At 66.8% G+C, this 23577-nt stretch carries 24 protein-coding genes; 3 read left to right on the top strand and 21 right to left on the bottom strand.

Annotated elements, in window-relative coordinates:
- Positions 1 to 55: 55 nt before the first annotated feature.
- The 4 genes from G0D83_RS02395 to G0D83_RS02410 form a co-directional block, all read right to left on the bottom strand.
- Positions 56 to 289: a hypothetical protein gene (locus tag G0D83_RS02395; protein WP_164189166.1), complete on the bottom strand. Its 234-nt coding sequence runs from the start codon at positions 287 to 289 to the stop codon at positions 56 to 58.
- A 101-nt stretch (positions 290 to 390) separates the two neighbouring features.
- On the bottom strand, positions 391 to 1344 hold the full coding sequence (locus G0D83_RS02400; RefSeq protein ID WP_108969094.1) for a branched-chain amino acid ABC transporter permease: 954 nt from the start codon (positions 1342 to 1344) through the stop codon (positions 391 to 393).
- A 13-nt stretch (positions 1345 to 1357) separates the two neighbouring features.
- Positions 1358 to 2113, bottom strand: coding sequence for an ABC transporter ATP-binding protein (locus tag G0D83_RS02405; protein WP_370457144.1), 756 nt, complete (start codon positions 2111 to 2113; stop codon positions 1358 to 1360).
- A gap of 116 nt (positions 2114 to 2229) precedes the next feature.
- Positions 2230 to 4194 carry an AMP-binding protein gene (locus G0D83_RS02410; RefSeq protein WP_164189358.1) on the bottom strand — a complete coding sequence of 655 codons (1965 nt, stop codon included), beginning with the start codon at positions 4192 to 4194 and terminating at the stop codon, positions 2230 to 2232.
- Positions 4195 to 4525: 331 nt separating this feature from the next.
- Here G0D83_RS02410 and G0D83_RS02415 point away from each other — a divergent pair, with 331 nt between their 5' ends.
- Positions 4526 to 6409, top strand: coding sequence for a PAS-domain containing protein (locus G0D83_RS02415; RefSeq protein ID WP_164189168.1), 1884 nt, complete (start codon positions 4526 to 4528; stop codon positions 6407 to 6409).
- The gene (locus tag G0D83_RS02420) at positions 6406 to 7107 is read left to right on the top strand and encodes a response regulator transcription factor (RefSeq protein ID WP_108969089.1); all 702 of its coding nucleotides are present in this window, start codon (positions 6406 to 6408) and stop codon (positions 7105 to 7107) included. The genes G0D83_RS02415 and G0D83_RS02420 overlap by 4 nt, the downstream gene beginning before the upstream one ends.
- A gap of 19 nt (positions 7108 to 7126) precedes the next feature.
- Here G0D83_RS02420 and G0D83_RS02425 read toward each other — a convergent pair whose 3' ends face one another.
- The 16 genes from G0D83_RS02425 to G0D83_RS02500 all read right to left on the bottom strand — a co-directional run bounded on the left by G0D83_RS02425 (position 7127) and on the right by G0D83_RS02500 (position 21488).
- On the bottom strand, positions 7127 to 7615 hold the full coding sequence (locus G0D83_RS02425) for a DUF2383 domain-containing protein (RefSeq protein ID WP_164189170.1): 489 nt from the start codon (positions 7613 to 7615) through the stop codon (positions 7127 to 7129).
- A 61-nt stretch (positions 7616 to 7676) separates the two neighbouring features.
- Positions 7677 to 8882 carry a hydantoinase/carbamoylase family amidase gene (locus G0D83_RS02430; RefSeq protein WP_164189172.1) on the bottom strand — a complete coding sequence of 402 codons (1206 nt, stop codon included), beginning with the start codon at positions 8880 to 8882 and terminating at the stop codon, positions 7677 to 7679.
- 60 nt (positions 8883 to 8942) lie between these two features.
- Positions 8943 to 9380 carry a thioesterase family protein gene (locus tag G0D83_RS02435; protein ID WP_164189174.1) on the bottom strand — a complete coding sequence of 146 codons (438 nt, stop codon included), beginning with the start codon at positions 9378 to 9380 and terminating at the stop codon, positions 8943 to 8945.
- A complete protein-coding gene (locus G0D83_RS02440) occupies positions 9377 to 10138 on the bottom strand; it encodes a TIGR02186 family protein (protein ID WP_108969082.1) in 762 nt (253 codons plus the stop codon). The genes G0D83_RS02435 and G0D83_RS02440 overlap by 4 nt, the downstream gene beginning before the upstream one ends.
- Positions 10135 to 11040 carry a sulfite exporter TauE/SafE family protein gene (locus tag G0D83_RS02445; RefSeq protein ID WP_108969080.1) on the bottom strand — a complete coding sequence of 302 codons (906 nt, stop codon included), beginning with the start codon at positions 11038 to 11040 and terminating at the stop codon, positions 10135 to 10137. Before G0D83_RS02445 ends, G0D83_RS02440 begins: the two co-directional genes overlap by 4 nt.
- Positions 11041 to 11299: 259 nt before the next feature.
- On the bottom strand, positions 11300 to 12265 hold the full coding sequence (locus G0D83_RS02450; protein WP_164189176.1) for an ABC transporter permease: 966 nt from the start codon (positions 12263 to 12265) through the stop codon (positions 11300 to 11302).
- The gene (locus tag G0D83_RS02455; protein ID WP_164189178.1) at positions 12265 to 13359 is read right to left on the bottom strand and encodes an ABC transporter permease; all 1095 of its coding nucleotides are present in this window, start codon (positions 13357 to 13359) and stop codon (positions 12265 to 12267) included. Before G0D83_RS02455 ends, G0D83_RS02450 begins: the two co-directional genes overlap by 1 nt.
- An 89-nt stretch (positions 13360 to 13448) precedes the next feature.
- Complete coding sequence (locus G0D83_RS02460; RefSeq protein WP_164189180.1) at positions 13449 to 15050, bottom strand: ABC transporter ATP-binding protein; 1602 nt, start codon at positions 15048 to 15050, stop codon at positions 13449 to 13451.
- Between the two features lie 117 nt (positions 15051 to 15167).
- The gene (locus G0D83_RS02465; protein ID WP_108969073.1) at positions 15168 to 16172 is read right to left on the bottom strand and encodes a BMP family protein; all 1005 of its coding nucleotides are present in this window, start codon (positions 16170 to 16172) and stop codon (positions 15168 to 15170) included.
- Between the two features lie 158 nt (positions 16173 to 16330).
- On the bottom strand, positions 16331 to 16750 hold the full coding sequence (gene rimI / locus G0D83_RS02470; protein ID WP_164189182.1) for a ribosomal protein S18-alanine N-acetyltransferase: 420 nt from the start codon (positions 16748 to 16750) through the stop codon (positions 16331 to 16333).
- 4 nt (positions 16751 to 16754) lie between these two features.
- On the bottom strand, positions 16755 to 17318 hold the full coding sequence (tsaB, locus tag G0D83_RS02475; RefSeq protein WP_164189184.1) for a tRNA (adenosine(37)-N6)-threonylcarbamoyltransferase complex dimerization subunit type 1 TsaB: 564 nt from the start codon (positions 17316 to 17318) through the stop codon (positions 16755 to 16757).
- A 16-nt stretch (positions 17319 to 17334) separates the two neighbouring features.
- Positions 17335 to 17895 carry a NifU family protein gene (locus tag G0D83_RS02480; protein WP_164189186.1) on the bottom strand — a complete coding sequence of 187 codons (561 nt, stop codon included), beginning with the start codon at positions 17893 to 17895 and terminating at the stop codon, positions 17335 to 17337.
- Between the two features lie 110 nt (positions 17896 to 18005).
- A complete protein-coding gene (locus tag G0D83_RS02485; RefSeq protein ID WP_092419857.1) occupies positions 18006 to 18461 on the bottom strand; it encodes a universal stress protein in 456 nt (151 codons plus the stop codon).
- Between the two features lie 73 nt (positions 18462 to 18534).
- Positions 18535 to 19746 (bottom strand): hypothetical protein, encoded by a 1212-nt coding sequence (locus tag G0D83_RS02490; RefSeq protein ID WP_164189188.1) that lies wholly within the window; start codon positions 19744 to 19746, stop codon positions 18535 to 18537.
- Between the two features lie 3 nt (positions 19747 to 19749).
- On the bottom strand, positions 19750 to 20613 hold the full coding sequence (locus tag G0D83_RS02495; protein WP_164189190.1) for a branched-chain amino acid aminotransferase: 864 nt from the start codon (positions 20611 to 20613) through the stop codon (positions 19750 to 19752).
- A gap of 101 nt (positions 20614 to 20714) precedes the next feature.
- A complete protein-coding gene (locus G0D83_RS02500) occupies positions 20715 to 21488 on the bottom strand; it encodes a ZIP family metal transporter (RefSeq protein ID WP_164189192.1) in 774 nt (257 codons plus the stop codon).
- A gap of 124 nt (positions 21489 to 21612) precedes the next feature.
- On the opposite strand from G0D83_RS02500, the gene G0D83_RS02505 reads away from it, so the two are divergent.
- The gene (locus G0D83_RS02505; protein WP_164189194.1) at positions 21613 to 22776 is read left to right on the top strand and encodes an alpha-hydroxy acid oxidase; all 1164 of its coding nucleotides are present in this window, start codon (positions 21613 to 21615) and stop codon (positions 22774 to 22776) included.
- Positions 22777 to 22859: 83 nt separating this feature from the next.
- On the opposite strand, the gene G0D83_RS02510 is transcribed toward G0D83_RS02505, so the two are convergent.
- Complete coding sequence (locus tag G0D83_RS02510) at positions 22860 to 23549, bottom strand: fumarylacetoacetate hydrolase family protein (protein WP_164189196.1); 690 nt, start codon at positions 23547 to 23549, stop codon at positions 22860 to 22862.
- Positions 23550 to 23577 lie beyond the last annotated feature (28 nt).

Below are 23577 nucleotides of genomic sequence, written 5' to 3' on the forward strand. Positions count from 1 at the left end.
GTCCGGGGCTCCTCTTCCCCGATCACGCGGTCCTCGTGTCTCTGCCGGGACGCCCTCAGGCGGGCCCGTGCGTCTCTTCCGGGTAGGCGCGCTTCGGCGGCACGGCGTAGCCGGTCGCCTCCGAGTGACGCACCAGCCAGAACCAGGCTTTGAGCCCCACCCCGGCGCCCGCCGCCGCCAGCAGCAACGCCGGCAGCACGTGCCCCTCGGTGCCGGACAGCGCGAGGTAGCCGAAGGCCCAGAAGCCCGCCCAGGCCACCACGTTCAGGATCGCCACGAGTTTTGCCATTGCGTTCTCCCCTTTGGTTTTGTCGACGCGCACCTGCATCCCACGGGAGCGCATCCGCTTTCAGCTTCTCCCGGCGCTGCGGAGCGCCGCCGGGAGACTGTCTAGACCCTTTCGATGATGCGCTCTCCGAACAGCCCCTGCGGGCGGAACAGCAGCACGATCAGCGCCAGCACAAAGGCGAACCAGGTCTCGGTATTGCCGCCCATCAGCGGCTGGCCCCAGTAGATCTCGAAGAGCTTTTCGAGCATCCCGATCATCAGCCCGCCGATGATTGCCCCGGTGATGCTCTCGAGACCACCCAGCATCAGCACCGGAAGCGCTTTGTAAGCAATGACTTCCAGCGCGAAGCTCACCCCGGCCCGGGCGCCCCAGGCGATGCCGGTGACCAGCGCGATGATGCCCGCGATGAACCAGACCAGCACCCAGATCGTCTGCAGCGAGATGCCCACCGAAAGCGCCGCCTGATGGTCGTCGCCAAGCGCGCGGATGGCGCGGCCCATGCGGGTCTTGCCGAGGAACAGCAGCAGCGCGACCACCAGAAGCCCCGCCACGACGACCGCCGTGATGTCTTTCTGTTCGAGGATCAGCAGCCCGCCCCAGGGTTCCAGCACCACCGAGTCGGTCGGGATGCCCAGCTCCTCGGTGATCATCACCTTGTTCTCTCCGCCGAAGATGATCTCGCCGAAGCCGATCAGAAAGAGCGTGATGCCGATGGTGGCCATGAAGAGGATGATGTCGGGCTGGCCGACCAGCGGCCGCAGCACGACCCGCTCGATGGTGACCGCGAGGACGAACATCACCGCCAGCGTCAGCCCCACGCTGATCCAGGCAGGCACCCCCATCGCGTGCAGCCCGACGAGCGTCAGCGCGGCAAAGACCACCATGATCCCCTGCGCGAAGTTGAAGATCCGGCTCGAGCGGAAGATCAGCACGAAACCAAGTGCGATCAGCGCGTAGAGGATGCCCGAGACGAGCCCCTCCCAGAGCACCTGCAGCAGGAAGTCCGGCGCGGAGAACATATCCACGAAGGGCTGGATGAAGATGTCGTTCAGCATGTCGCCTGCTCCTTCAATGCGCCACGCCGAGATAGGCGTCGATCACGTCCTGGTTTTGCCGCACCTCCTCGGGAGGCCCGTCACCGATCTTCTTGCCGTAGTCCATGACCACCACCCGGTCCGACAGATCCATGACCACGCCCATGTCGTGCTCGATCAGGCAGATGGTGGTGCCGAACTCGTCGTTCACGTCGAGGATGAAACGGCTCATGTCCTCCTTCTCCTCGACGTTCATCCCCGCCATCGGCTCGTCGAGCAGCAGCAGCGACGGCTCTGCGGCCAGCGCCCGCGCCAGTTCCACCCGCTTCTTCAGGCCGTAGGGCAGCCGCCCAACCGGCGTCTTGCGGATGTTCTGGATTTCAAGGAAATCAATGACCTTCTCGACGATCTCGCGGTTGGCGATTTCCTCGTCCCGCGCCTTGCCCCACCAGATCGCCTGACTGGCAATGCCCGCTTTCATGTGGGTCAGCCGTCCGGTCATGACGTTGTCGAGCACCGTCATCCCCTCGAAGAGCGCGATGTTCTGGAACGTCCGCGCCACGCCGAGCCGCGCCACCTCGTAGGGCTTCATCGGCGGGCGTTTCGAACCCTTGTACCACAGCTCGCCCTCCGACGGCGTGTAGAAGCCCGAGATGATGTTGAGCATCGAGGACTTGCCCGCCCCGTTCGGGCCGATGATCGCCCGGATCTCGCCCTCGCGGATGTCGAAGGAGATGTCCTTGATCGCGACGACCCCACCGAACTTGAGCGTGATATTCCGCAGCTCCATCAGCACGCCGCCGATCTGCCGCCCGTCCTCGGTGACATAGCCCCCGTCCTTGCTGGCATCCTTCACGGCATCCTGCCTTTCATTGTTCCCCCAAACACGCTGGTCCGACCCGTCCATCATTCCGCTGCCACCTTGATCGGTGCCACCGGCACCACCTGCGCATCGCGGATCGCCAGCGTCGCCTTGATCCGCCCCTTGCGCCCGTCCTCGTAGGTGACCTCGGTCTCGGTGTAGATGCTCTCCGAGCCGTCATAGAGGGCGGTCAGCAGATCGGCGAATTTCTCGGCGATGATATTGCGGCGCACCTTGCGGGTGCGTGTGAGCTCGCCGTCGTCAGCGTCCAGTTCCTTGTGCAGCACAAGGAAGCGGTGGATCTGGCAGCCCGAGAGCATCTCGTCCTGTGCAATCGAGGCGTTCACCTCCTCGACATGGCGCTGGATCGTGTCGAGCACCTGCGGATGCCCGGCCAGCTCCTGGTAGGAGGCATAGGCGATATTGTTGCGCTCGGCCCAGTTGCCCACCGCGGTGAGGTCGATGTTGATGAAGGCAGTGCAGCGATCGCGGCCATTGCCGAAGACCACAGCCTCGAGGATGTTGGGGTAGAACTTCAGCTTGTTCTCGACGTACTTGGGCGCGAAAAGCGCGCCACCCGCCATTTTGCCCACGTCCTTCGCCCGATCGATGATGCGCAGGTGGCCCGTCGCCTTCTCGATGAAGCCCGCGTCGCCGGTGGCGACCCAGCCCTCGGCGTCCTTGGTGCCCGCGGTACTGTCGGGATTCTGGTAGTATTCGACGAAGACACCGGGCGAGCGGTAGAAGACCTCGCCGCTCTCGGCGATGCGGATCTCGACGCCGGGCGATGGCACGCCGACGGTGTCGGGGCGCACCTCGTTGTCGGGCTGCTGGGTGATGAAGACCGAGGCCTCGGTCTGGCCGTAGAGCTGCTTGAGGTTGATCCCCAGCGCCCGGTAGAAATCGAAGATCTCGGGCCCGATCGCCTCGCCCGCGGTGTAGCCGACGCGGACCCGGCTGAAGCCAAGCGTGTTTTTCAGCGGCCCGTAGACCATGAACTCGCCAAGCGCATACTTCAGACGCTCCATCGGACCCACCGGCTTGCCGTCGAGGATCTTCGGCCCGACCACCTTGGCGTGGCTCAGGAAGTGGTGGAAGAGCTTGCGCTTGATCGAGCCCGCATCCTCCATCCGGATCATGATCTGCGTGAGCTGCGTTTCGAAAACCCTTGGCGGCGCAAAATAATAGCTTGGCGCGATCTCGCGCAGGTCGGTCATCATCGTTTCGGCGGACTCGGGGCAGTTCACGCAGAACCCGTTCCAATAGGCCTGCCCGATCGAGAAGATGAAATCGCCGACCCAGGCCATCGGCAGGTAGGCCAGAACCTCCTCGCCGGGGGTCAGGTGGTCGAATTCGGACGAAGACTTGGCGGTCTCGATGATATTGCGGTTCGACAGCACCACGCCCTTGGGCTTGCCGGTGGTGCCCGAGGTGTACAGCATCACGCAGGTGTCGTCGTAGCCCAAGCCATCGCGGCGGCGCTCGAGCTCGCCGATCAGCTCGTCCCGGGCGGCGCGGCCCTGCGCCTGCACGTGGGCGTAGTCGTGCAGGGCGCGGTGGTCGTATTTCCGCATGCCGCGCGGGTCGACGTAGATCATGTGCTCGAACTGCTTCAGGTCGTCTTGGATCTCGATGACCTTGTCGACCTGTTCCTGGTCGGCGGCGATGACGAACCGCGCGCCGCAGTGCTGCAGCACGTATTCCATCTCTTCGGCGACCGCGTCCTGGTAGAGCGGCACCGGCACGGCCCCGGCCATCTGCGCCGCGACCATCGACCAGTAGAGCGTCGGACGGTTGCGCCCGATGACCGCCACGTGGTCGCCCGGCGCCACGCCGAGGTTCAGCAGACCCAGCGCAAAGGCCTCGATCTCCTCCTGCGTCTCGGCCCAGCTCCAGCTCTGCCAGATACCGAATTCCTTCTCCCGATAGGCGGGCCTGCCTGCGAAGCGCGATGCATTGCGCTGCAACAAGGCCGGAACGGAGCGCAGACCAGCCGCGCCCTCGGACATGTAAGCCAAAGTGTCTCCTCCCTAGGCTCCCGGGATCTTGTCGTCTCCCGGACGTCACAGGCCACCTCCTCCGCGGCCTGTGACGCGCTGTTTCGCGAGTCAGCCCCATTAAGGGGTTCGGCCAGCCTGACGGTCAATGTTTTCGTGATCTTTGCCCGAATCTAACGAATTGTAACGCGCCACAGAGCGCGGAGCTGGACCGCTGCCTTTTGCCTTTCTCCGACGCCCATCGATATTTTCACCCGGAAGAAACGCCGGCGCAGCCTGCGACGTCGCGGCGCGCTTCTCTCGGCGGCGGCAGGGTGCTAGCCCTTGGGTTGGAGGAGATTTCATGGACAAGGACGCGCTCACACAGGCAGGGCTGAACCTGATCCAGCAGGCGCTCTCGATCTATGATCGCGAGCTGAAGCTGGCTGTCTGCAACCGCCCCTTCGCGCAGATGTTCGACCTGCCCGAGCGGCTCACACGGCCCGGCGCCTGCTTCGAGGACACCATCCGCCACCTCGTGAGCGCGGGCGAATATGGCACGGTGGACGATCCCGAGGATTTCATCCGGGCGCGGGTCGAGCAGGCCCGCGCCTTTGCCCCGCACTATATGGAGCGCACGCGCGCGAACGGCCGGACCATCTCGGTCGAAGGGGCACCGCTGCCGCAGGGCGGCTGGGTCACGGTTTATACCGACATCACCGCCGTGAAGGCGCAGGAGGCGCTGCTGCGCACCCGCTCCGAGCTGCTGTCCGAAGAGGTGATCCGCCGCTCCGAGGCGCTGGCGGCCAGCAACCGCCAGCTCGCGGCCACCAATGCGGCACTGGAAGAGGCGCGACGCGAGCTGACCGAGATGGAAGCGCGCACCCGCCTCACCACCGAGATGATGCCCGCCCATATCGCCCGGGTGGATGCCTCGGGGCGCTACACCTATTCCAACCGCCGCTTGTCGCAGGTGATGCCGGGGCGACCCTCGGAGATCACCGGGCTGCATATTTCCGAGGCCCTGGGGCCGGCCTACGCCAAGGTGCGCCCGCATCTCGAGCGCGCGCTCGAGGGTGCGCAGAGCATCTTCGAATTCACCGACGACGGCTCATCGCGACGCATACGCGCTGTCTTCACGCCCGATCCAGCGGAGCGCGGGGTCTATATTCTCTCGCTCGACGTGACCGAAGAGACGCAGGCCCGCGCCGCCCTGCAGCACGCCCGGCGGCGCGAGCTGGCGTCGCAGCTCACCTCGGGGCTGGCGCATGACTTTTCCAACCTTCTGACCATCATCCTCGGCATGCAATCGAAATTGGCGCGCATGGAGCTGCCGCCCGAGGCCGCGGACCTGGCGGCGGGCACGCTGCAGGCGGCGCGGCGCGGCGGCGATCTGCTGGACCGGATCGCCGGGATCACCTCGCACCGCGCCTGGACTCCCGAGCCCGTATCGCCCGCGGACTTCCTGCGCGACCTGCAGGTGCTGACGGGTCCGACCTTGCCAGAGAACGTCACGCTGGAGATCTCGCCCGCACCAGAGGGCGCCTTCCTGCTCGACCTCGGGCTGCTGCAGGATGCCGCGCTGAACCTCGTGCTCAACGCGCGGGACGCCTGCGGCGCGGCGGGCGGGCGGATCCGAATCGAGATGCGCACCGTCAAGGACACCTGGCTGGAACTGGCGGTGAGTGACAGTGGCCCGGGGTTCTCGCCCGAGGCGCTGAAACACGGGCTCGATCCCTTCTTCACCACCAAGGGCGGCTCCGGAACGGGGCTGGGGCTGGCGATGGTCTACGACATGGTCAAGCTGGCAGGCGGGACGATCAAGATCGGCAACACCGGACCAGGCGCCAGGGTCACCCTGCGCCTGCCGCTGCGCCGCGCGCCGCTTGCGCAGGACCGTCCGCGCGGGCTGGCACTGCTGGTCGAGGATGACACCGAGCTGCGCGCCCAGCTCCGCGACATGCTCACCGGCCTCGGTCACGCGGTGGTCGAGGCGAGCTCGGTCGCCGAGGCCTGCGCGCTGGCCGAGGGACTGCCGCTCGAGCTGGTGCTGTCGGACCTGATGCTCGAGGGCGACGCGCCCGGCTCGGCCCTGCCCACCGCCCTCCCCGGGCTCGACGTGCGGTTGATGACCTCGCTGCCGCCAGGCGATCCGCGCCGCGCCGCCGCCGAGGCCGCGGCCCCGGTGATCGCCAAGCCCTTCACCCAAGGCCAGCTCGCCACCTTCCTGAGCGGGGCGGAGACATGAGCGCGCCGCTGATCTCAATCCTCGACGACGAGCCTGCAATCCGCGCGATCCTGTCGGAGGCGCTGACCGAGGCCGGTTTCCGCACCATGGCCTTTGCGCGCGCTACCGAGTTCGAGGCGGCGCTGAAGCGCGCCACGCCCGACGTCTGCCTGGTCGATCTGAGCCTGCCGGATCGCGACGGCCTGAGTCTTGTGCACCGGCTGGCGCTGGAACAGGGGGCGGTGGTGATCATCGTCTCGGGGCGCGCCCAGGTGCAGGATCGGGTGACCGGGCTGGAGCTGGGCGCGGATGACTACATCATCAAACCTTTCGATCCGGCCGAGGTGGTGGCGCGGGTCCGCGCCCGGCTGCGCGGCCCACGCGCCGCGCCCTCGCGCGGCGAGACCGCCCGTTTCGCCGGATGGACCGCGCATTTCGACCGCTACGCGCTGGAAGATGCCGAGGCGCAGGAAACCCCTTTCTCCCATGCAGAGGGAGAAGTGCTCCGGCTATTTCTGGAAAGCCCGAAACGGCTGATCACCCGCGCGCACATGCAAGAGAGCCTCGGCGGCGCGGCGGGCGAGAGTTTCGACCGGGCCATGGATGTGCGCATCTCGCGGCTGCGCACGAAGCTTCGCGAAGATCCGAAGAACCCGCGCCTGATCAAAACTATCTATGGCGCGGGCTATATCTTCCTCGGAGATGTGGAGTGGGTTTGAGCGCGAGCCGAAGCCAGAGTCATTCCTCCTTCGGAGTTTCCGGAAGCGAGCGCTCTTCACCTTGGACCGCCTGCAGCAAATCCTGCAGCTCGGCCTGCATCTGAACCAGCTCGTCGCGGTAGCGCGAAGGCTCCATGGCCTTGATCACCTCTGTAAAGCCGGCGAGCACCTTTGCCTCGGACGCGCGGATCCGGTCCATCATGTCGCCATCGATGTCGCCGAAGACTGCGCGCATCGAAAGGCCTGCACGCTTCAGCGCGGCGCTCATGTTGTCAGAGGGGTCGGCATCGCCGCCGACAGCGGTGATCAGCGAGGTCAGGCGCTGGACCTGCTCGACGTGCAGACCGTGGAAGCGGACGGCAACGAAACGAAACGCGGGGTCGGACTTCTCGACCATTTCCTCGAACCATCCGCGAGCGCCGATGCTGCGGGCCTGCAGGTGGTTCAGCAAATCGAGTTGCTGCGGGCTGGCGGTGATGGCCTTGGGCTCGATAGGGGCATCCTTCATGGCGGGGTCCTCCGGTGTCTGTCACCGAACAAACGCCGCCGCCCCGCCCCGGTTCCCGCCTTCAGCCGAGCGTGCTTGCCGCGCCTGCCAATGCGCGCAGCCCGGTGACGAGGTCGGCCTCCGCCGTGTCCTCGGCGAAATCATGGCTGATCCCGCCGATCGAGGGCACGAAAAGCATCGCCACGGGCATCAGGTTCGACAGGTTCGTGGCATCGTGCAGCGCGCCCGAGGGCATCCTCTGCCAGCCACCCGGCGCCGCCGCTTCGGCACCCTGTTCCAGAGCCTTGCGCAGGCGGGCGTCCATGGTGACCGGCGCGAGCTTCAGCATCGGCGCCACCTCCAGCCCGAGGCCACGCTCGGCGCAGATCTCCTCTACCGTCTCGCGGGCAATGGCCTCCATCCGGTCGAGCCGCTCCGCCGAGCCATCACGCCATTGCAGGGTGAAGCGCACTTCTCCGGGCACGATGGCGTGAGCATTCGGGCGCAGCTCGACATGTCCGATCGTCCAGACCGTCGCCGGGGTCACAACGTTGCGAAAACGCTCGTTGAGCGCGGTGGTAAAGGCTGCGAGCCCTTGGAAGGCATCCTTGCGCAGCCGCATCGGCGTGGTGCCCGCGTGGTTTTGTGCACCCTTCAGAGTCATCGTCAGGTTGCGCAGTCCAACGATCGCCTCGACCACGCCAAGGCGGGCGCCCTCGGTGTCGAGCACCGGTCCCTGCTCGATGTGCATTTCGAGAAAGCCCGTAAAACGGTCGGGATCGAGGAAGGCCCCGGCGCGCGCGCCCAGCCTCTTGCGCGCCTCGGCAAGGGTCGTCCCGTCCGGAGCCTTCAGCGCATCCGCCTCGGCCAGAGAGATGTTGCCGCCCCAGATCGCGCTGCCGGTGGTGACGCCAAAGCGCCCCTCCTCGTCCTGGAACGACACGCAGGACACCGGCGGGCCGCCCGCCTCCTGTGCGGCGCGGGCCACCTCGAGCCCCGCGATCACCCCCAGCGCACCGTCGAGCCATCCACCCTCGACCTGGCTGTCCGAATGCGAGCCGATCAGCAGCGAGGGCCCGTCGACCAGCCCGAAGAGCGAGCCGACCGGGTCGAAATGCGCGCGCAGGCCGGCCTCTTCCATGCGCCCGGCCAGCCAATCGCGCGCCGCAAGATCGGCCTCGGAAAAGGCCGGACGGCAGACGCCCTTGCCGGTGCCGCTGGCGCCGAAGGAGCGCAGCATGTGCAGATCCGCGAGGAAGCGTTCAGGATCGACGGGAAGCGTCGTCATCGGTGTCTCCTTCTTTGTGCCGGGATTGACGCCGGCGCCATTCCGGCCCGAGACCCCGGTTCAGTCGCCGCGCATGATCGCCTCGATCACCGGACGGAAGCGGTCGGGGATCGGTTCGGGTCGGGTGTTTCCGTCCACCGACACATGCACGATGAACCCCTCTGCGCAGGCCAGGTCGTCGTCGTTGCGAAAGAACCCCACCTCGAACCGCGCCGAGCTGCGCCCCAGATGCCCGCAGCGCACCCCGGCGTGGAGCACGTCGGGGAAGCGCGCCTCGGCATGGTAAGTGCAGCCGTTCTGTGCCGCAAGAAAGCGGAGCCCGCCGGGCCGGTAGATCTCCATGCCTGCCCCGAGCTGCCAGAGCGTCACCGCCGTGTCCAGATACGACAGGTAAGCCGCGTTGTTGAGATGCCCGTAGCCGTCCATGTCCTTCCACCGCGTGGCGATGGGAAAGAAGGCACAATAGGCGGCGCGGGTTCCGGGCGGCTGGCGGCTCATCCGGACCGGATCGCCCGGAACAGCGCCGAGGCGCCCCAGCCCGCGAGCGCCGCGATGGCCAGCGACAACAGACCGTAGACCAGCGGCATCTGCCGCGACAGGGTGAAGAGCCAGCGCTCGAGACCCACCTTGCCGACCTGGATCTCGCTCTCGTGCACCGAGACGACCTTGCCCGCGCGGGTCAGGAAGACCCGGGTCAGGTAGCGCCCCTCGGAGATGTTCGCCGGCATCGAGATCGAGGTGTCGAAAAGCGTCGACTCGCGCAGCTCGACGCTCTCCTCCTCGACCCTGTAGAGCCCCTGCCTTTCGCGCACGCGGATCAGCGCCTCGGTGAACGCCTCGCTGTCCATGATGTCCATCGGCGCACCGACCGAGCGGATGGCGCGCGGGATCGAGACCTTGTGGCGCAAATCCTCCACCGCCGAGATGCTCTCGGCCCAGGGTGCCGAGGTGGCGACCGCGTAAAAGCCCGGCGCACTGTCGACGTCGACCGCCTCGGCGTTGACCCAGATGCCGAGCTTGCGCGCCTTGCGCCAGACGGTGACCGGCTCGAGCGGGCCTTCGACGGTGACGATCACCTGCAGCGGAGGGTCGGCCTGGATCGCCACCTCGCGCTTCACCGCGCCGAAAATGAGGATGTCGGAGCCGTCGAAGTCGGTTGTGATCGACACGTTCGACTGGCTCAGCCCCATCACAACCTCCTCGGCACGTGCGGGCAGCGCGGCGAGCAGCAGCAGGAGGGCCACGAGCGCCCTCATCGCGACACCAGCTCGTAGAGCTCGGAGGGGGTGATGAACAGATCGAGCGCCAGCTTGCCGCAGACCAGCAGCACCAGCGAGGCCAGCGCGATGCGCAGCTGCTCGGCCTTCAGCCGGGTGCCGAAGGCGGTGCCGATCTGTGCGCCGATGACCCCGCCGAGGATCAGCACCAGTGCGAGCATGATGTCGACCGTGTAATTGGTGGTGGCATGCAACAGGGTGGTAAAGGCGCTGACGAAGATGATCTGGAACAGCGAGGTGCCCACAACGACCTTAGTCGGCATGCCAAGCAGGTAGATCATCGCCGGCACCATGATGAAGCCGCCGCCCACGCCCATGATCGCCGCGAGCACACCCACCGAGAGCCCCACAAGCACAGGCGGGATCGCCGAAATATAGAGCCCCGAAGTGCGAAAGCGCATCTTGAAGGGCAGCCCGTGCACCCAGCCGTGGTGACGGCGCTTCGGGGCCGCGCCCTTGCGTGACTTGAAGATGGCATTGACGCTCTCGATGAACATCAGCCCGCCGATGATGCCGAGGAAGACCACGTAGCAAAGCCGGACCAGAAGATCGACCTGCCCCAGTTCCTTGAGCAGGTTGAAGATCCAAACCCCCAGCGCCGCACCGACGAGGCCGCCCGCAAGCAGCACCAGCCCCATCCGGAGATCCACCGACTTGCGCTTGAAATGCGCCAGAACGCCCGAGATCGAACTCGCCACGATCTGGTTCGCACCGGTGGCCACGGCGACCGCTGGCGGAATGCCCATGAAGAACAGCAGCGGGGTGATCAGGAAGCCTCCGCCGACCCCGAACATGCCCGACAGGATGCCAACGATCCCGCCCAGACCGAAGAGCAGGAAGACATTGACCGAAACCTCGGCGATGGGGAGGTAGATCTGCATGGCCCGACCTTGCTTGCGCGGGGGTGATTTGGCAACGGGCAGCGATGTGACACCCGCCGCATTATGCCGCGTCGCGGCGGTTTTCCCACAACCCCGGCGCCGCGACGCCGTCTCGGGCAGGGTCTGCATAGGTGTCAACGACAAGAGAGGCACCGGAACGGTGATCCGGACCGGCGGCGTTCCGGCCTTCCAGCTTCATCGCTTGCAGAAACCGCATGGCCGGGCGCCGCCGCATCGCGCGGCGCCCAGCCTGAGCGCCTCAGCGCTCCTTGACGTAGGGCTCGCCACCGGCGCGCGGCGGGATCGCCTTGCCGACGAAACCGGCCAGGATCACCACGGTCAGGATATAGGGCAGCGCGTCCATGACCTGCACCGGGATGATGAAGCCGCCGAGATCGATGTTCTGGTAACGCAGCGCCACCGCCTGCAGCAGGCCGAAGAGCAGGCAGGCGTAAAGCGCGTACCACGGCCGCCACTTGGCGAAGATCAGCGCGGCCAGCGCGATGTACCCGCGGCCCGCGGTCATCTCGCGCACGAAGCCCGCCTGCAGGCCAGTGGCGAGATAGGCGCCCGCAAGGCCGGTCAGCAGCCCACAGATGGCGATCGCGGTAAAGCGCAGCCCGACCACCGAGACGCCCGCGGTATCCACCGCCTCGGGGGCCTCCCCGACCGCGCGCAGGCGCAGACCGAACCGGGTGCGGAAGAGGATCCACCAGGTCAGCGGCACCATCAGGAAGGCGACGTAGACGAGGATCGAATGGCCCGAGATCAGCTCGTAGTAGAGCGGACCGATGACCGGCACGCCGCGCAGCGCCTCGGCGAAGGGCAACGTGATGCTCTCGAAGCGCCCGCCGCCCATCAAAGACGGCGTGCGGCCCCCCTGGCTGAACCAGTCCTGCGCGATCAGCACGGTGATGCCGGAGGCGAGGAAGTTGATCGCCACCCCCGAGATCAGCTGGTTGCCACGGAAGGTGATCGAGGCCAGCCCGTGGATGCCCGACATGACCATCGAGGCGGCGATGCCGGCCAGCAGGCCAAGCCAGACCGAGCCGGTGACCGCGGCGATGGCCGCCGAGAAGAAGGCGGCGGCGAGCATCTTGCCCTCGAGCCCGATGTCGACGATGCCCGCGCGTTCCGAGAAAAGACCCGCGAGGCAGGCCAGCAGCAGCGGCGTGGCAAGGCGCACGGTCGAGTCGAGCACCTGCAGAAGCGTCGCGTAATCCATCACGAGGACCTCCGGCGCGTGGCGAGGAAGAGTTTTTCGAGCGGCAGGCGCACCATGTTGTCGAGCGCCCCGGTGAAGAGGATCACCAGCGCCTGGATCACGGTGATCAGCTCGCGCGGGATATTGGTCCAGAGCGCCAGCTCCGCGCCGCCCTGATAGAGGAAGCCGAAGAGCAGCGCCGCGAGGAAGACCCCGACCGGGTGCGAGCGGCCCATCAGCGCCACGGCGATGCCGATGAAGCCCGCGCCCTCGGTGGCGTTGAGCACCAGCCGTTCGGCCTCGCCCATGGTGGTGTTGAGCGCCATCATCCCCGCGAGCCCGCCGGAGATCAGCATGGCGATGACGGTGATGCGGACCGGGGAAATACCGGCATAGCGCGCAGCGCTCTCGGAATGACCAAAGGCGCGAATTTCATAACCCAGCTTGGTACGCCAGATCAGGTACCAGAAGGCGACGCAGGCGAGAACGGCGAGGAAGAAGGTCACGTTGGCCGGCGAGCCCCGGAACAGCGGGTTGCCCTCGGAGGCGAACATGTCCTGGAAGGTTGGCAGGTGGGTCGCGGCGGGGAAGTTGGCCGTCGCAGGCTCCATCGCGCCGACGGGGCGCAGCAGGTTGACCAGCACATAGTTCAGCAGTGCCGCGGCGATGAAGTTGAACATGATCGTGGTGATCACGATGTGGCTGCCGCGCTTGGCCTGCAGCCAGGCCGGGATGAAGGCCCAGGCCGTGCCGAAGGCGGCCGCCGCCAGCGTTGCCACGATCAGCGCTACCGACCAGTGCGGGAACGGGATGAAGAGGCAAGCCAGCGCCACGCCAAGACCGCCGACCATCGCCTGCCCCTCGCCGCCGATGTTGAACATCTTGGCGTGGAAGGCAACGGCGACGCAGAGGCCGGTGAAGATGAAATTGGTGGTGTAATAAAGCGTGTAGCCCCAGCCGGTGCTGCGCATCAGCGCGCCGTCGACCATAAGCTTGAAGGCCTCGATCGGGTTCTCGCCGATGGCGAGGATCACCAGCGCCGACAGGATCGCCGCCAGCAGGATCGAGATCAGGGGCACGAGCACCGCGTCGGCCCAGGCGGGCATCTTATCCATTCGGAACCTCGTTCATGCTCGCCAGAGGCGCGCCCTTCGGGTGCGTCTGTCTCTGGCGATAGTATTTTCGGAAAGATGTAAGGGGGCGGTCAGTCATGCTGCTGGGCCTCGCGGGCTTCCTTTTCGTGCAGCGAGGCGTCGACCGCGTCGATCACCCGGCCCTCGGGCTTTTCGGTGACACCGGCCATCAGCAGGCCAAGCTCGGTCTGATCGGTCTGGTCCGGCAGGCGCTCGCCCATGATCTGCCCGTCGAACATCACCGCGATGCGATCCGAGAGCGAGAAGATCTCGTCAAGCTCCACCGAGACCAGCAGGATCGCCTTGCCCTTGTCGCGCAGGCGGATGATTTCCTGGTGAATGAACTCGATGGCGCCGATGTCGACGCCGCGCGTGGGCTGGCCGATCAGCAGCACGTCGGGATCGCGCTCGATCTCGCGCGCCAGCACGATCTTCTGCTGGTTGCCGCCCGAGAAGTTGCGCGCCGCGAGGTTGGGATTGGGCGGACGGACGTCGTAGCGCTGCATCTTGTCCGCCGCCTCTTCCTTGATGCGCGCGTTGTTCATCAGCATTCCCGCCTGGTAGTGCGGGTCGCGATGGTAGCCGAAGACGGTGTTCTCCCACGCGGTGTAGGGCATGATCAGCCCCTCTTCCTGGCGGTCCTCCGGCACGTGGCCGATGCCAGCCTTGCGGCGGGCACTGCCATCGGCGCCAGTCCCCGAGAGCGGCAGCGAGACGCCCTTCATGGTGACCGTACCGGTGGCATCGGCGTAGCCACCCAGCACCTCGAGCAGCTCCGACTGGCCGTTGCCGGCAACCCCGGCGATGCCCAGGACTTCGCCGGCGCGCAGCTGCAGCGACACGCCCTTGAGCCGCTCCACTCCGGCGTCGTCCACATGGCGCAGGTTCTGCACGTCAAGCAGCACCTCGCCCGGCTGCGCCGCGGTCTTGTCGACACGCAGCAGCACCTTGCGCCCGACCATCAACTCGGCGAGCTGCTCGGGCGAGGTCTCGGCGGTCTTCACCGTCGCGGTCATCTCGCCGCGCCGCATCACCGAAACCGTGTCGGTGATCTCCATGATCTCGCGCAGCTTGTGGGTGATGAGGATCACCGTCTTGCCCTCGGCCCGCAGGTGGTCAAGGATCCGGAACAGGTGGTCGGCCTCGGCCGGGGTCAGCACCCCGGTGGGCTCGTCCAGAATGAGGATGTCGGCCTGCCGGTAGAGCGCCTTCAGGATCTCGACCCGCTGCTGGTGGCCGACCGAGAGGTTCTCGACCAGCTCGTCGGGATCGACCGAAAGCTCGTATTCCTCGGCCAGTTGCTTGAGAACGCCGCGGGCGCGCGCCAGCGAGGGGCGCAGCATCGGTCCATCCTCAGCGCCGAGGATGATGTTCTCCAGCACGGTGAAGTTCTGCACCAGCTTGAAGTGCTGAAACACCATGCCGATGCCCGCCGAGATCGCGGCCTGACTGTCGGTGATGTCTTTCTTGGCGCCGTTGACCCAGATCTCACCGGCGTCGGCCTTGTAGAAGCCGTAGAGGATCGACATGAGCGTCGATTTCCCTGCGCCGTTCTCGCCGATGATGCCGTGGATGGTGCCGGGCATCACGCGGATCGAGATGTCCTTGTTGGCCTGGACGGGACCGAAGGCCTTGGAAATGCCCTTCAGCTCGATGGCGGGGGTGTCGTTCATGCGAAGCCTCGCGGCATTGGAAAGTACGGCCCGGCCTCCTGTAACCGAAGAACCGGGCCACACGAAAGAGAAAACGGGGACACGGCAGCAGCCGCCCCCCCGCTCGTCAAGTCCGGATCAGAAGTTCAGAGCCGGGCAGCTGTCATCCGCCGAGTAGTCGTGAACCTCGATCTCGCCGGCGACGATCTTCTCGCGCGCCTCGTCGACTGCGGCCTTCATCTCTTCGGTCACCAGCTCGGCATTGTTCTCGTCGAGCGCGTAACCCACGCCGTTCTCGGCAAGGCCCAGCACCTGTACGCCGGTCTCGAGATCGGGGCCGGCGGTCATCGCCTCGGCCACGGCCACGTCGACGCGCTTGAGCATCGAGGTCAGCACCTTGCCCGGGTGCAGGTAGTTCTGGTTGCTGTCGACGCCGACCGAGAGGATGCCCTCGTCCGCGGCGGTCTGCAGCACGCCGATACCGGTGCCGCCGGCGGCGGCGAAGATCACGTCGGCGCCCTGGCTGATCTGCGCCTTGGTCAGCTCCGAGCCCTTCACCGGGTCGTTCCAGGCGGCGGGGGTGGTGCCGGTCATGTTCGAGATCACGGTGACGTCTTCGCTGACGGCCTTGGCCCCCTGGGCGTAACCGCAGGCGAACTTGCGGATCAGCGGAATGTCCATGCCGCCGACGAAGCCGACGGTGCCGGACTCGGAGGCCATCGCCGCCAGCATGCCGACAAGGTACGAGCCCTCGTGTTCGGAGAAGAGGATCGACAGCACGTTCGGGTGCTCCGCCGGATCCACATAGCCGTCGATGGTGACGAACTTGGTGTCCGGGTAGTCCGCGGCGACCGAGGCGATCGGCGAGGACATCGAGAAGCCGGTGGTCACCACCGGGTTGAACCCGGCCTCGGCGAAGCGCCGGAGCGCCTGCTCGCGCTGTGCCTCGGACTGCAGTTCGATGTCCTTGTAGGAGCCGCCGGTTTCCTTGGCGTAGATCTCGGCGCCATTGTAGGCCGCCTCGTTGAAGGACTTGTCGAACTTCCCGCCGAGATCGTAGATCAGCGCCGGATCCGCCAGCGCGGCGCCGGCGGTCAGGGCCAGCGTCGCGGCGGTGCCGAGGATGGATTTCATGAACGTCATGTCTTGCTCCCGGGTCTGGAATTGCGGGCGTCTTTAAGCTGTCCCGCGAATTGGACTGCACTGTGGCAGATCATGCCCGATTAATCCCGCGCCCTACCGGAGGGTCAACAGGTTTTTGCAAGTCTGCGCACAGGGTTGGCGCATCGTGTCTTGTAACCTCAGGTCAGCGCCCGGCGCATGAGCAGTGCGTCGTCACGGGTGCCATCCGCATGACGATAATAGCCTTTCCGCCTCCCGGTCAGCGTGTAGCCGCATGCAGAATAGAACCGCTGCGCGGGAGAATTGGCCGCTGCGACCTCAAGGAACACCGTTTTCGCCCCTCTCGTGCTGGCCTCGGCCTCGAAAGCCTCCAGCAGCCGCCGTCCGACACCCTGCCGCTGCAGCGATGGGTCGGTGGCCAGAGCGAGAATCTCTGCCTCGTCCAGCACCACGAGGCCCAGAACAAAGCCACCCGGCTCGCTCACGAGCAGCGACGCGGGCTGCTCCAGCGTGCCCGCGAAGGCAGGCGCGTTCCACGGCTTCATATGGATGTAGGCGCGCGCCGAAAGCGCGGCGAGCTCTTCGGCCGAAAGGCGCATCGGCTTAGTCCAGCAGCCGCGGCGCCGCATCGCGCGACGGCGCGGCGTCGGCGGGGCGGATGTAGAGCGGCGCAGGGCGCTGGCCCGGCTCCTTTACCGCGGCGGCGCGGGCGATGCGGATCGCCAGTTCGCGCGGCTCGGGCGGCAGCACCGCCTCGGTGCCCTCGGCGGGCACCAGTTCGGGCGTCCCCCAATGGCGCTGCACGTAGATCTGCCCGCGCGGCGCGGGCACGCCGGCCAGCGCGTCGGGGGCATCGAGGTGGATCGCCTCAAAGGTGCTGATCCCCATGGCGGGCTTGCCCAGCCCCAGCGCCAGACCGCGCGCGGTCGAGACGGAAATGCGGATGCCGGTGAAATTGCCCGGCCCGATGCCCACGGCGATGCGGTCGAGATCGCCCCAGGTGGCACCGCCCTCGCCCAGCATTTCCTCGAGCAATGGCATCAGGCGTTCAGCCTGCCCCCGACCCATCTCCTCGGCGCGGGCGGCAAGCACCGCATCGCCACGCAGCAAAGCGGCCGCGCAATGCGCGGCCGATGTGTCGAAGGCAAGGATCAAAAGATCACTCATCGAGGGAGCCGATCGCTCAGACGGCGACCGGGCGCACCTCGGTGACCTCGGGAATGTAGTGGCGCAGCAGGTTCTCGATGCCCATCTTCAGGGTGAGCGTCGAGGAGGGGCAGCCCGCGCAGGCGCCCTGCATATGCAGGTAGACTACGCCGCGGTCGAAGCCGTGGAAGGTGATGTCGCCGCCATCCTGCGCCACGGCCGGGCGCACGCGGCTGTCGAGCAGTTCCTTGATCTGGCCGACGATCTCGGCATCCTCGCCGGTGAACTCCTTGTGGCCCGAGGACCGCGCCTCGCCTGCCATCACCGGCTCGCCGGACTGGAAGTGCTCCATGATCGCGCCAAGGACGGCGGGCTTCACGTGGTCCCAGTCAGCCGCCTCGTCCTTCGTCACCGTGACGAAGTCGTTGCCGAAGAACACGCCGGTGACGCCGTTCACGCCGAAAAGGCGCTTGGCGAGCGGCGAGGTTTCGGCACCCTCGGGGCTGGGGAAATCCGCGGTGCCGGCGTCGAGCACGGTCTGGCCCGGCAGGAACTTCAGCGTCGCGGGGTTCGGGGTGGATTCTGTCTGGATGAACATCTGCGAGATACCTTTCTCCGGGCTGACACCTATATGCGCCCCCACCGCCCGAACGTCAAGTTTTGGAATGGTTCTAAATTGGCGGCTCAGGCGGCGCCGAGCCCCTGCCCTCAGGTGATCGCCTCGAGGCGCTCCTTGGACATGTCTCCGGGCACAATGGTCAGCGGGATCGGCAGGCTGCCCGAACTGCGGGTCATCGAGCTGACCAGCGGCCCCGGCCCCTTCTTGTCGGCGGCCGCGCCCAGCACCAGGACGCCGATGGAGGGGTCGTCATTGACCTGCCCGAGGATCTCGGTCACCGGGTCGCCCTCGCGGATCACCAGCTCGGGATCGACTCCCTGCCGATCGCGCATCCACTTGGCAAAGACCTCGTAGTGCGCCTCGATCCGTTCACGGGCCTCTTCGCGCATGATGTCGCCGACCCCGATCCAATGGTTGAATTCATCCGGCGCGATCACCGACAGGATCGCCACCCCTCCTCCGGTCTTGGCCGCCCGCATGGCGGCGAACCGCATGGCGTTGAGGCATTCGCGGCTGTCATCCAGCACGACGAGAAACTTGCGCATCCCTTGGTCTCCTTCGTGGCGATCATGGCGCAGGGGCAGGATGCAGGCAACGCCCTTTTGGAACCGTCGGAATTCAGCGCTCGAGATGCGCCGCCACGCCGCGCGCCGCCGGGCGCAGCATCCGCGTGCCGAGCCAGCCGCCAAGCGCCGTCAGGGCCTGCGCAAAGGCCAGCCAGAGCAGCGCCGCCGCGGCAAAGGCATGGTCCGAAAGCCGCACCAGCGTGCGGAAGGTCCGCGATTTGCCCAACACCTCCATCACCCCGCGCGTTTCCGAACCCGCGACGTCCGACACCCGCGCCAGCCGCGCCGCATCCTCGGCGCTGTCGACGTGGCGCAGGAGCAGCACACCGTCGGTCATCGAGCTGTTGCGCACCACCCGGCTCACGTCGCCCGCCACCGTCTCGGCCCGCGCCAGCCGCGCGGTGTCGGCGGCCTCCCCGGCGCCCGAGACCAGCCGCCGCAGCATCGCGGGATCGGCCAGCCGCGCCAACTCGTCGAGGAAGGAGGGCGTCAGCGTGCGCAGCCTCCGGCCCATGCGCAGCGCCGTGGCCCCGGCCTTCACCGTGGCCGAGGTGCCCCCCGTCAGCGCCAGCGTGCCGGTTGCGGCGAGGCCGACCGCGGCAAGCGTCACCTCGACCTCATCCACATCGGCGCCGCTGAAATAGTTGCCCCCGGCGCGGCGCAGCGCGTTGAGATCCCCGATCGGGGTCAGCTCCAGCGGGATGCCGCAATAGGCCAGCATCTGCAGCGACGGGCAATTGGCGATGTCGGCAGCGCAGATGCCGCAGGCCTCGACCTTGCCCCAGACGCTGTCCTTTTCGTCGCGCAGCGCGGCGATCAGTTCGGCCTGCTCCACATCGGGCGAGACGCCGACCCGCGCCGCCACCGGCAGCAGCATATCGATGCGGTCGAGATCCTCTGCCTCCAGCGCGGCGCCGATCTCCTGCGCGAGCCGATCCGGCGTCAGCGTCTGCGCCAGCGCCATATCGAGCGCGCGGCGCACCTCGGCCTCGCTGGCCGAAAGGAAAGGCTGCGCAAAGGGGTTGGTGGTCAGCGCCCAGATCCCGAGCGCGAGGCTCAGCAGCAGCGGCAGGGCGCGGATGCCTCGCGCCAGCCGCCGCCGGGTCCCACGCGGCGCGGCGATGTTGTCCGCCGCCCGCCCCTGCCCAGTCTCGACGCGCGGCGCGCGCGTGCCAACCGCCGGGTCAAAATGCCGCTCGGCGCGCAGCACGGGCCGCTGCGGCGCGTCGGGACGTGTCGCGCGAAGCGGCGGCTCGCGGCGCAACGCTCAGCCTTCGGTCAGCGCCCAGTCCCAGTAGAGTTCGCGCACGCGGCGCGTCACGGGACCGATCTGGTAGCTGGTGTCCTCGAAGCCCGAGACCGGCGTCACCTTCTGAAGGTTGCCCGACAAGAAGACCTCGTCGGCGCCCTCGAAATCCTCGAAGGACAGCACGGCCTCATGCACTTCCATGCCATCGGCGCGCATGTTCTTGATGTGGCGCGCGCGGGTGATGCCCGACAGGAAGGTGCCATTGGCGACGGGGGTGAAGACCGTACCGTCCTTGACCATGAAGACATTGGCCGTGGCGCTCTCGGCCACATTGCCGAGCGCGTCGGCCACCAGCGCGTTGCCGAAGCCGCGCGCGCGCACGTCACGCAGCATGCGGGCGTTGTTGGGATAGAGGCAGCCCGCCTTTGCATTGCAAACCGAGCTCTCGAGCACCGGGCGGCGGAACTTGGTGCGTCCGAGGTGGGTCGCCGCGCCTTCGGGCGCCATGGGGATTTCCTCGAGCGAGATGGCAAAGGCGGTTCCCTCCTCACCCGGCACGATGGCTGTGGCGTCGCCCTGCGTTGCCCAGTACATCGGGCGGATGTAGATGGCCGCCTCCTTGGGATAGGCGGAGAGCCCTTCCCAGACGATCTGAACCATCTCCTCGGTGGATATGAAAGGCGTCAGCATCAGCGATGTGGCCGAGCGGTTCACCCGGGCGCAATGGGCGTAAAGGTCGGGCGCGATGCCGTTCACGTAGCGCGCGCCGTCGAAGACCGAGCTGCCGAGCCAGGCCGCGTGGTCGGCGCCGCGCATGATCATCACGTCGCCGTCGTGCCAGGTGCCCTGGAAATAGGTGCGGATGTTCTTGCCCGTTGCCATCGTCGTGTCTCCTGCGAAAGTTGCGCGGACCCTATTCCCGCCGGCGCGCGAGGTCCAGTGGCACGGCGCGCCCTTTCACGCAAGAGCGAGCGCCGGGCCAGTCACCCCAGCGTCACGTCGAGGAACATCATCAGGATAAGCCCAAAGATCAGCCCCGTCGTCGCGCGCTTCTGATGGCCATTGCGATGCGTCTCGGGGACGATCTCGTGGCTGATGATGTAGAGCATCGCGCCGGCGGCAAAGGTCAGCCCCCAGGGCAGCAGCACCGAACTGACCGACACCGCGACCACCCCCAGCAACGCCCCGACCGGTTCGACCATGCCGGTAAGTGCCGTGTAGAAGAGCGCCCGCCTCCGCGAGTACCCGAGACCCACCAGCGCGACGGCGACGGCCAGCCCCTCGGGCATGTCCTGCAACGAGATGCCGGTCATCACCGAAAGCCCGTTGGCCCGGTCCAGCCCGTAGGCGACGCCGATCGACAGTCCCTCGGGAAAGTTGTGGATCGAGATCGCCAGCACGAAGAGCCAGATCCGTGCAAAAGTCGCCTGATCCGCCCCGCCCTCCGGGCCGGTCTTGAAGTGCTCGTGCGGGATCGCGTGGTTGAGCCAGGCGACGAAGCCCGAGCCAAAAGCGATGCCAAAGGCGGCAATGGCGGCGGCGATCCAGACCGAGCCGGTCTGCTCCTGCCCCACCTCGATGCCCGGAATGATCAGCGAGAAATACGAAGCCGAGAGCATCACCCCCGCGGCGAAGCCCAGCATCATGTCCGACGTGGCCTGGGTCATCTTCCGCCCGATCAGCGCCGGGATCGCGCCGACCGTGGTCGCCAGCGCCGCGACCATGCCGCCGCCGACGCCCCAGAGAATGTCTTGCATGGTACCTCCGAACTGCTCGCGCGCACTAGACTGTCTGGGCAGACGAGATTCAAGCGCGGATTATTGCGCGAACACCCCGGAAGCGGTAAGGAAACCTGACCAGTCCAAGGAGGAACTCCGGCCCATGCCCGTGATCACCGAGATCGAAGACCTCAAGCGCCTCTACAAGCGCCGGGTGCCGAAGATGTTCTACGACTACTGCGAGTCGGGCAGCTGGACCGAGCAGACCTTCCGCGAGAACAGCTCGGATTTCGACAAGCTCTACCTGCGCCAGCGCGTCGCCATCGACATGACCGGGCGCAGCACCGCGACGCAGATGATCGGCCAGGACGTGGCGATGCCGGTGGCGCTCGCGCCGGTGGGCATGACCGGGATGCAGAACGCCGACGGCGAGATCAAGGCGGCAAAGGCGGCCGAGAAGTTCGGCGTGCCTTATTGCCTGTCGACCATGTCGATCTGCTCGATCGAGGATGTGGCCGAGAACACCTCGAAGCCGTTCTGGATGCAGGTCTACACGCTCAAGGACGACGACTACATGAAGCGGCTCTTCGACCGGGCCAAGGACGCCAAGTGCTCGGCGGCGGTGATCACGGTCGATCTGCAGATGCTCGGACAGCGTCACAAGGATCTGAAGAACGGCCTTTCGGCCCCGCCCAAGCTGACCCCGACATCGGTCGCCAACATGATGACCAAAGTGCCGTGGGGCCTCGAGATGCTGCAGACAAAGCGGCGGTTCTTCGGCAATATCGTCGGCCATGCCAAGGGCGTCACGGATCCCTCCTCGCTGACCACATGGACCGCGCAGAGCTTCGACCAGGCGCTCGACTGGGACCGCATCCGCGAGTTCCGCAAGATGTGGGACGGCCCGCTGATCATCAAGGGCATCATCGACCCGCGCGACGCTTTGGAGGCCTGCAACGTCGGCGCCGATGCCATCGTGGTGTCGAACCACGGCGGGCGGCAGCTCGACGGCGCGCTGAGCTCGATCCGCGCGCTGGCGCCGATCATGGACGCGGTGGGTGACAAGATCGAGGTCCATCTCGACAGCGGCGTGCGCTCGGGCCAGGACGTGCTGAAGGCCGTTGCCATGGGCGCGAAGGGCTGCTGGATCGGCCGCGCCTATATCTACGGGCTCGGTGCCATGGGCGAGGCGGGCGTGACCCGCGCGCTCGAGGTGATCCACAAGGAGCTCGACGTGTCGATGGCGCTCTGCGGGCGCACTGACATCAACACGGTGGACCGCGATATCCTCATGATCCCCAAGGGGTTTTCCGGCGACTGGGAATAGTGATTCCGAAGTCCTTGTGCTGAAAAGAAAAAGTCCAAAAACGACAAAGGCGCGGCCATGAGCCGCGCCTCTGCACGTCCAGCTCAGCCGATGCTGATGCTCAGCGGCGCGAGGCCGTCGATCTCGACCAGACAGGTGTCACCGCGCTCCAGCGCACTGACCCCGGCGGGCGTGCCGGTGTAGATCAAATCGCCGGCCTTCAGCTCGACCAGCCCGGACAGGTAGGAAATCACCTCGGGCACCGACCAGATCATGTCCGCAAGATCGCCGTTCTGCCGCTCTCCGCCGTTCACGCTCAGCCGCAAGCCGCCCTTATCGAGATGACCCGTTTCGGCCACCGGATGCACCGGGCCGCAGACCGCCGAGAAATCGAAGCCCTTCGCCATGGTCCAGGGCCGCCCCTTCTTCTTGGCGTCGGCCTGTACGTCGCGGCGCGTCAGGTCGATCCCGGCAGCATAGCCCCAGACACAGTCCAGCGCCGCATCCTCGGGAATATCGACGCCGCCCTTGCCGAGCGCCACCACCAGCTCACCCTCGTGGTGCAGGTCGGCGGTTGCGGGCGGGTACGGGATCGCATCGCCTTCCTCGGCGATGGTGTCGATCGGTTTGTCGAAGAAGAACGGTGGCTCGCGGTCGGGATCGTGGCCCATCTCGCGCGCGTGCTCGGCATAGTTGCGACCGACGCAGAAGATGCGGCGCAGCGGGAAGCGGGCCTCGCTGCCGGCGACGGCAACCGAGGGCTGGGGCTGCGGGGGAAAGACGTACTCACTCATGCGGGGCTCCTACCTGTGGTCTTGCCGC

Source organism: Salipiger sp. PrR003, from assembly GCF_010500785.1.
GTDB classification, from domain to species: Bacteria; Pseudomonadota; Alphaproteobacteria; order Rhodobacterales; family Rhodobacteraceae; genus Salipiger; species Salipiger pacificus_A.

What these genes read in the sequence shown, in the direction of transcription:
- G0D83_RS02400 (WP_108969094.1), bottom strand. Translation starts at nt 1,344, where the DNA reads ATGCTGAACGACATCTTCATCCAGCCCTTCGTGGATATGTTCTCCGCG.
- G0D83_RS02450 (WP_164189176.1), bottom strand. Translation starts at nt 12,265, where the DNA reads ATGGATTACGCGACGCTTCTGCAGGTGCTCGACTCGACCGTGCGCCTT.
- G0D83_RS02455 (WP_164189178.1), bottom strand. Translation starts at nt 13,359, where the DNA reads ATGGATAAGATGCCCGCCTGGGCCGACGCGGTGCTCGTGCCCCTGATC.
- G0D83_RS02505 (WP_164189194.1), top strand. Translation starts at nt 21,613, where the DNA reads ATGCCCGTGATCACCGAGATCGAAGACCTCAAGCGCCTCTACAAGCGC.
- G0D83_RS02420 (WP_108969089.1), top strand. Translation starts at nt 6,406, where the DNA reads ATGAGCGCGCCGCTGATCTCAATCCTCGACGACGAGCCTGCAATCCGC.
- G0D83_RS02430 (WP_164189172.1), bottom strand. Translation starts at nt 8,882, where the DNA reads ATGACGACGCTTCCCGTCGATCCTGAACGCTTCCTCGCGGATCTGCAC.
- G0D83_RS02405 (WP_370457144.1), bottom strand. Translation starts at nt 2,113, where the DNA reads ATGGAGCTGCGGAATATCACGCTCAAGTTCGGTGGGGTCGTCGCGATC.
- G0D83_RS02435 (WP_164189174.1), bottom strand. Translation starts at nt 9,380, where the DNA reads ATGAGCCGCCAGCCGCCCGGAACCCGCGCCGCCTATTGTGCCTTCTTT.
- G0D83_RS02465 (WP_108969073.1), bottom strand. Translation starts at nt 16,172, where the DNA reads ATGACGTTCATGAAATCCATCCTCGGCACCGCCGCGACGCTGGCCCTG.
- G0D83_RS02510 (WP_164189196.1), bottom strand. Translation starts at nt 23,549, where the DNA reads ATGAGTGAGTACGTCTTTCCCCCGCAGCCCCAGCCCTCGGTTGCCGTC.
- G0D83_RS02480 (WP_164189186.1), bottom strand. Translation starts at nt 17,895, where the DNA reads ATGTTCATCCAGACAGAATCCACCCCGAACCCCGCGACGCTGAAGTTC.
- G0D83_RS02395 (WP_164189166.1), bottom strand. Translation starts at nt 289, where the DNA reads ATGGCAAAACTCGTGGCGATCCTGAACGTGGTGGCCTGGGCGGGCTTC.
- G0D83_RS02425 (WP_164189170.1), bottom strand. Translation starts at nt 7,615, where the DNA reads ATGAAGGATGCCCCTATCGAGCCCAAGGCCATCACCGCCAGCCCGCAG.
- rimI (WP_164189182.1), bottom strand. Translation starts at nt 16,750, where the DNA reads ATGCGCCTTTCGGCCGAAGAGCTCGCCGCGCTTTCGGCGCGCGCCTAC.
- G0D83_RS02495 (WP_164189190.1), bottom strand. Translation starts at nt 20,613, where the DNA reads ATGGCAACGGGCAAGAACATCCGCACCTATTTCCAGGGCACCTGGCAC.
- G0D83_RS02445 (WP_108969080.1), bottom strand. Translation starts at nt 11,040, where the DNA reads ATGCAGATCTACCTCCCCATCGCCGAGGTTTCGGTCAATGTCTTCCTG.
- G0D83_RS02500 (WP_164189192.1), bottom strand. Translation starts at nt 21,488, where the DNA reads ATGCAAGACATTCTCTGGGGCGTCGGCGGCGGCATGGTCGCGGCGCTG.
- G0D83_RS02410 (WP_164189358.1), bottom strand. Translation starts at nt 4,194, where the DNA reads ATGTCCGAGGGCGCGGCTGGTCTGCGCTCCGTTCCGGCCTTGTTGCAG.
- tsaB (WP_164189184.1), bottom strand. Translation starts at nt 17,318, where the DNA reads ATGAGTGATCTTTTGATCCTTGCCTTCGACACATCGGCCGCGCATTGC.
- G0D83_RS02485 (WP_092419857.1), bottom strand. Translation starts at nt 18,461, where the DNA reads ATGCGCAAGTTTCTCGTCGTGCTGGATGACAGCCGCGAATGCCTCAAC.
- G0D83_RS02460 (WP_164189180.1), bottom strand. Translation starts at nt 15,050, where the DNA reads ATGAACGACACCCCCGCCATCGAGCTGAAGGGCATTTCCAAGGCCTTC.
- G0D83_RS02440 (WP_108969082.1), bottom strand. Translation starts at nt 10,138, where the DNA reads ATGAGGGCGCTCGTGGCCCTCCTGCTGCTGCTCGCCGCGCTGCCCGCA.
- G0D83_RS02415 (WP_164189168.1), top strand. Translation starts at nt 4,526, where the DNA reads ATGGACAAGGACGCGCTCACACAGGCAGGGCTGAACCTGATCCAGCAG.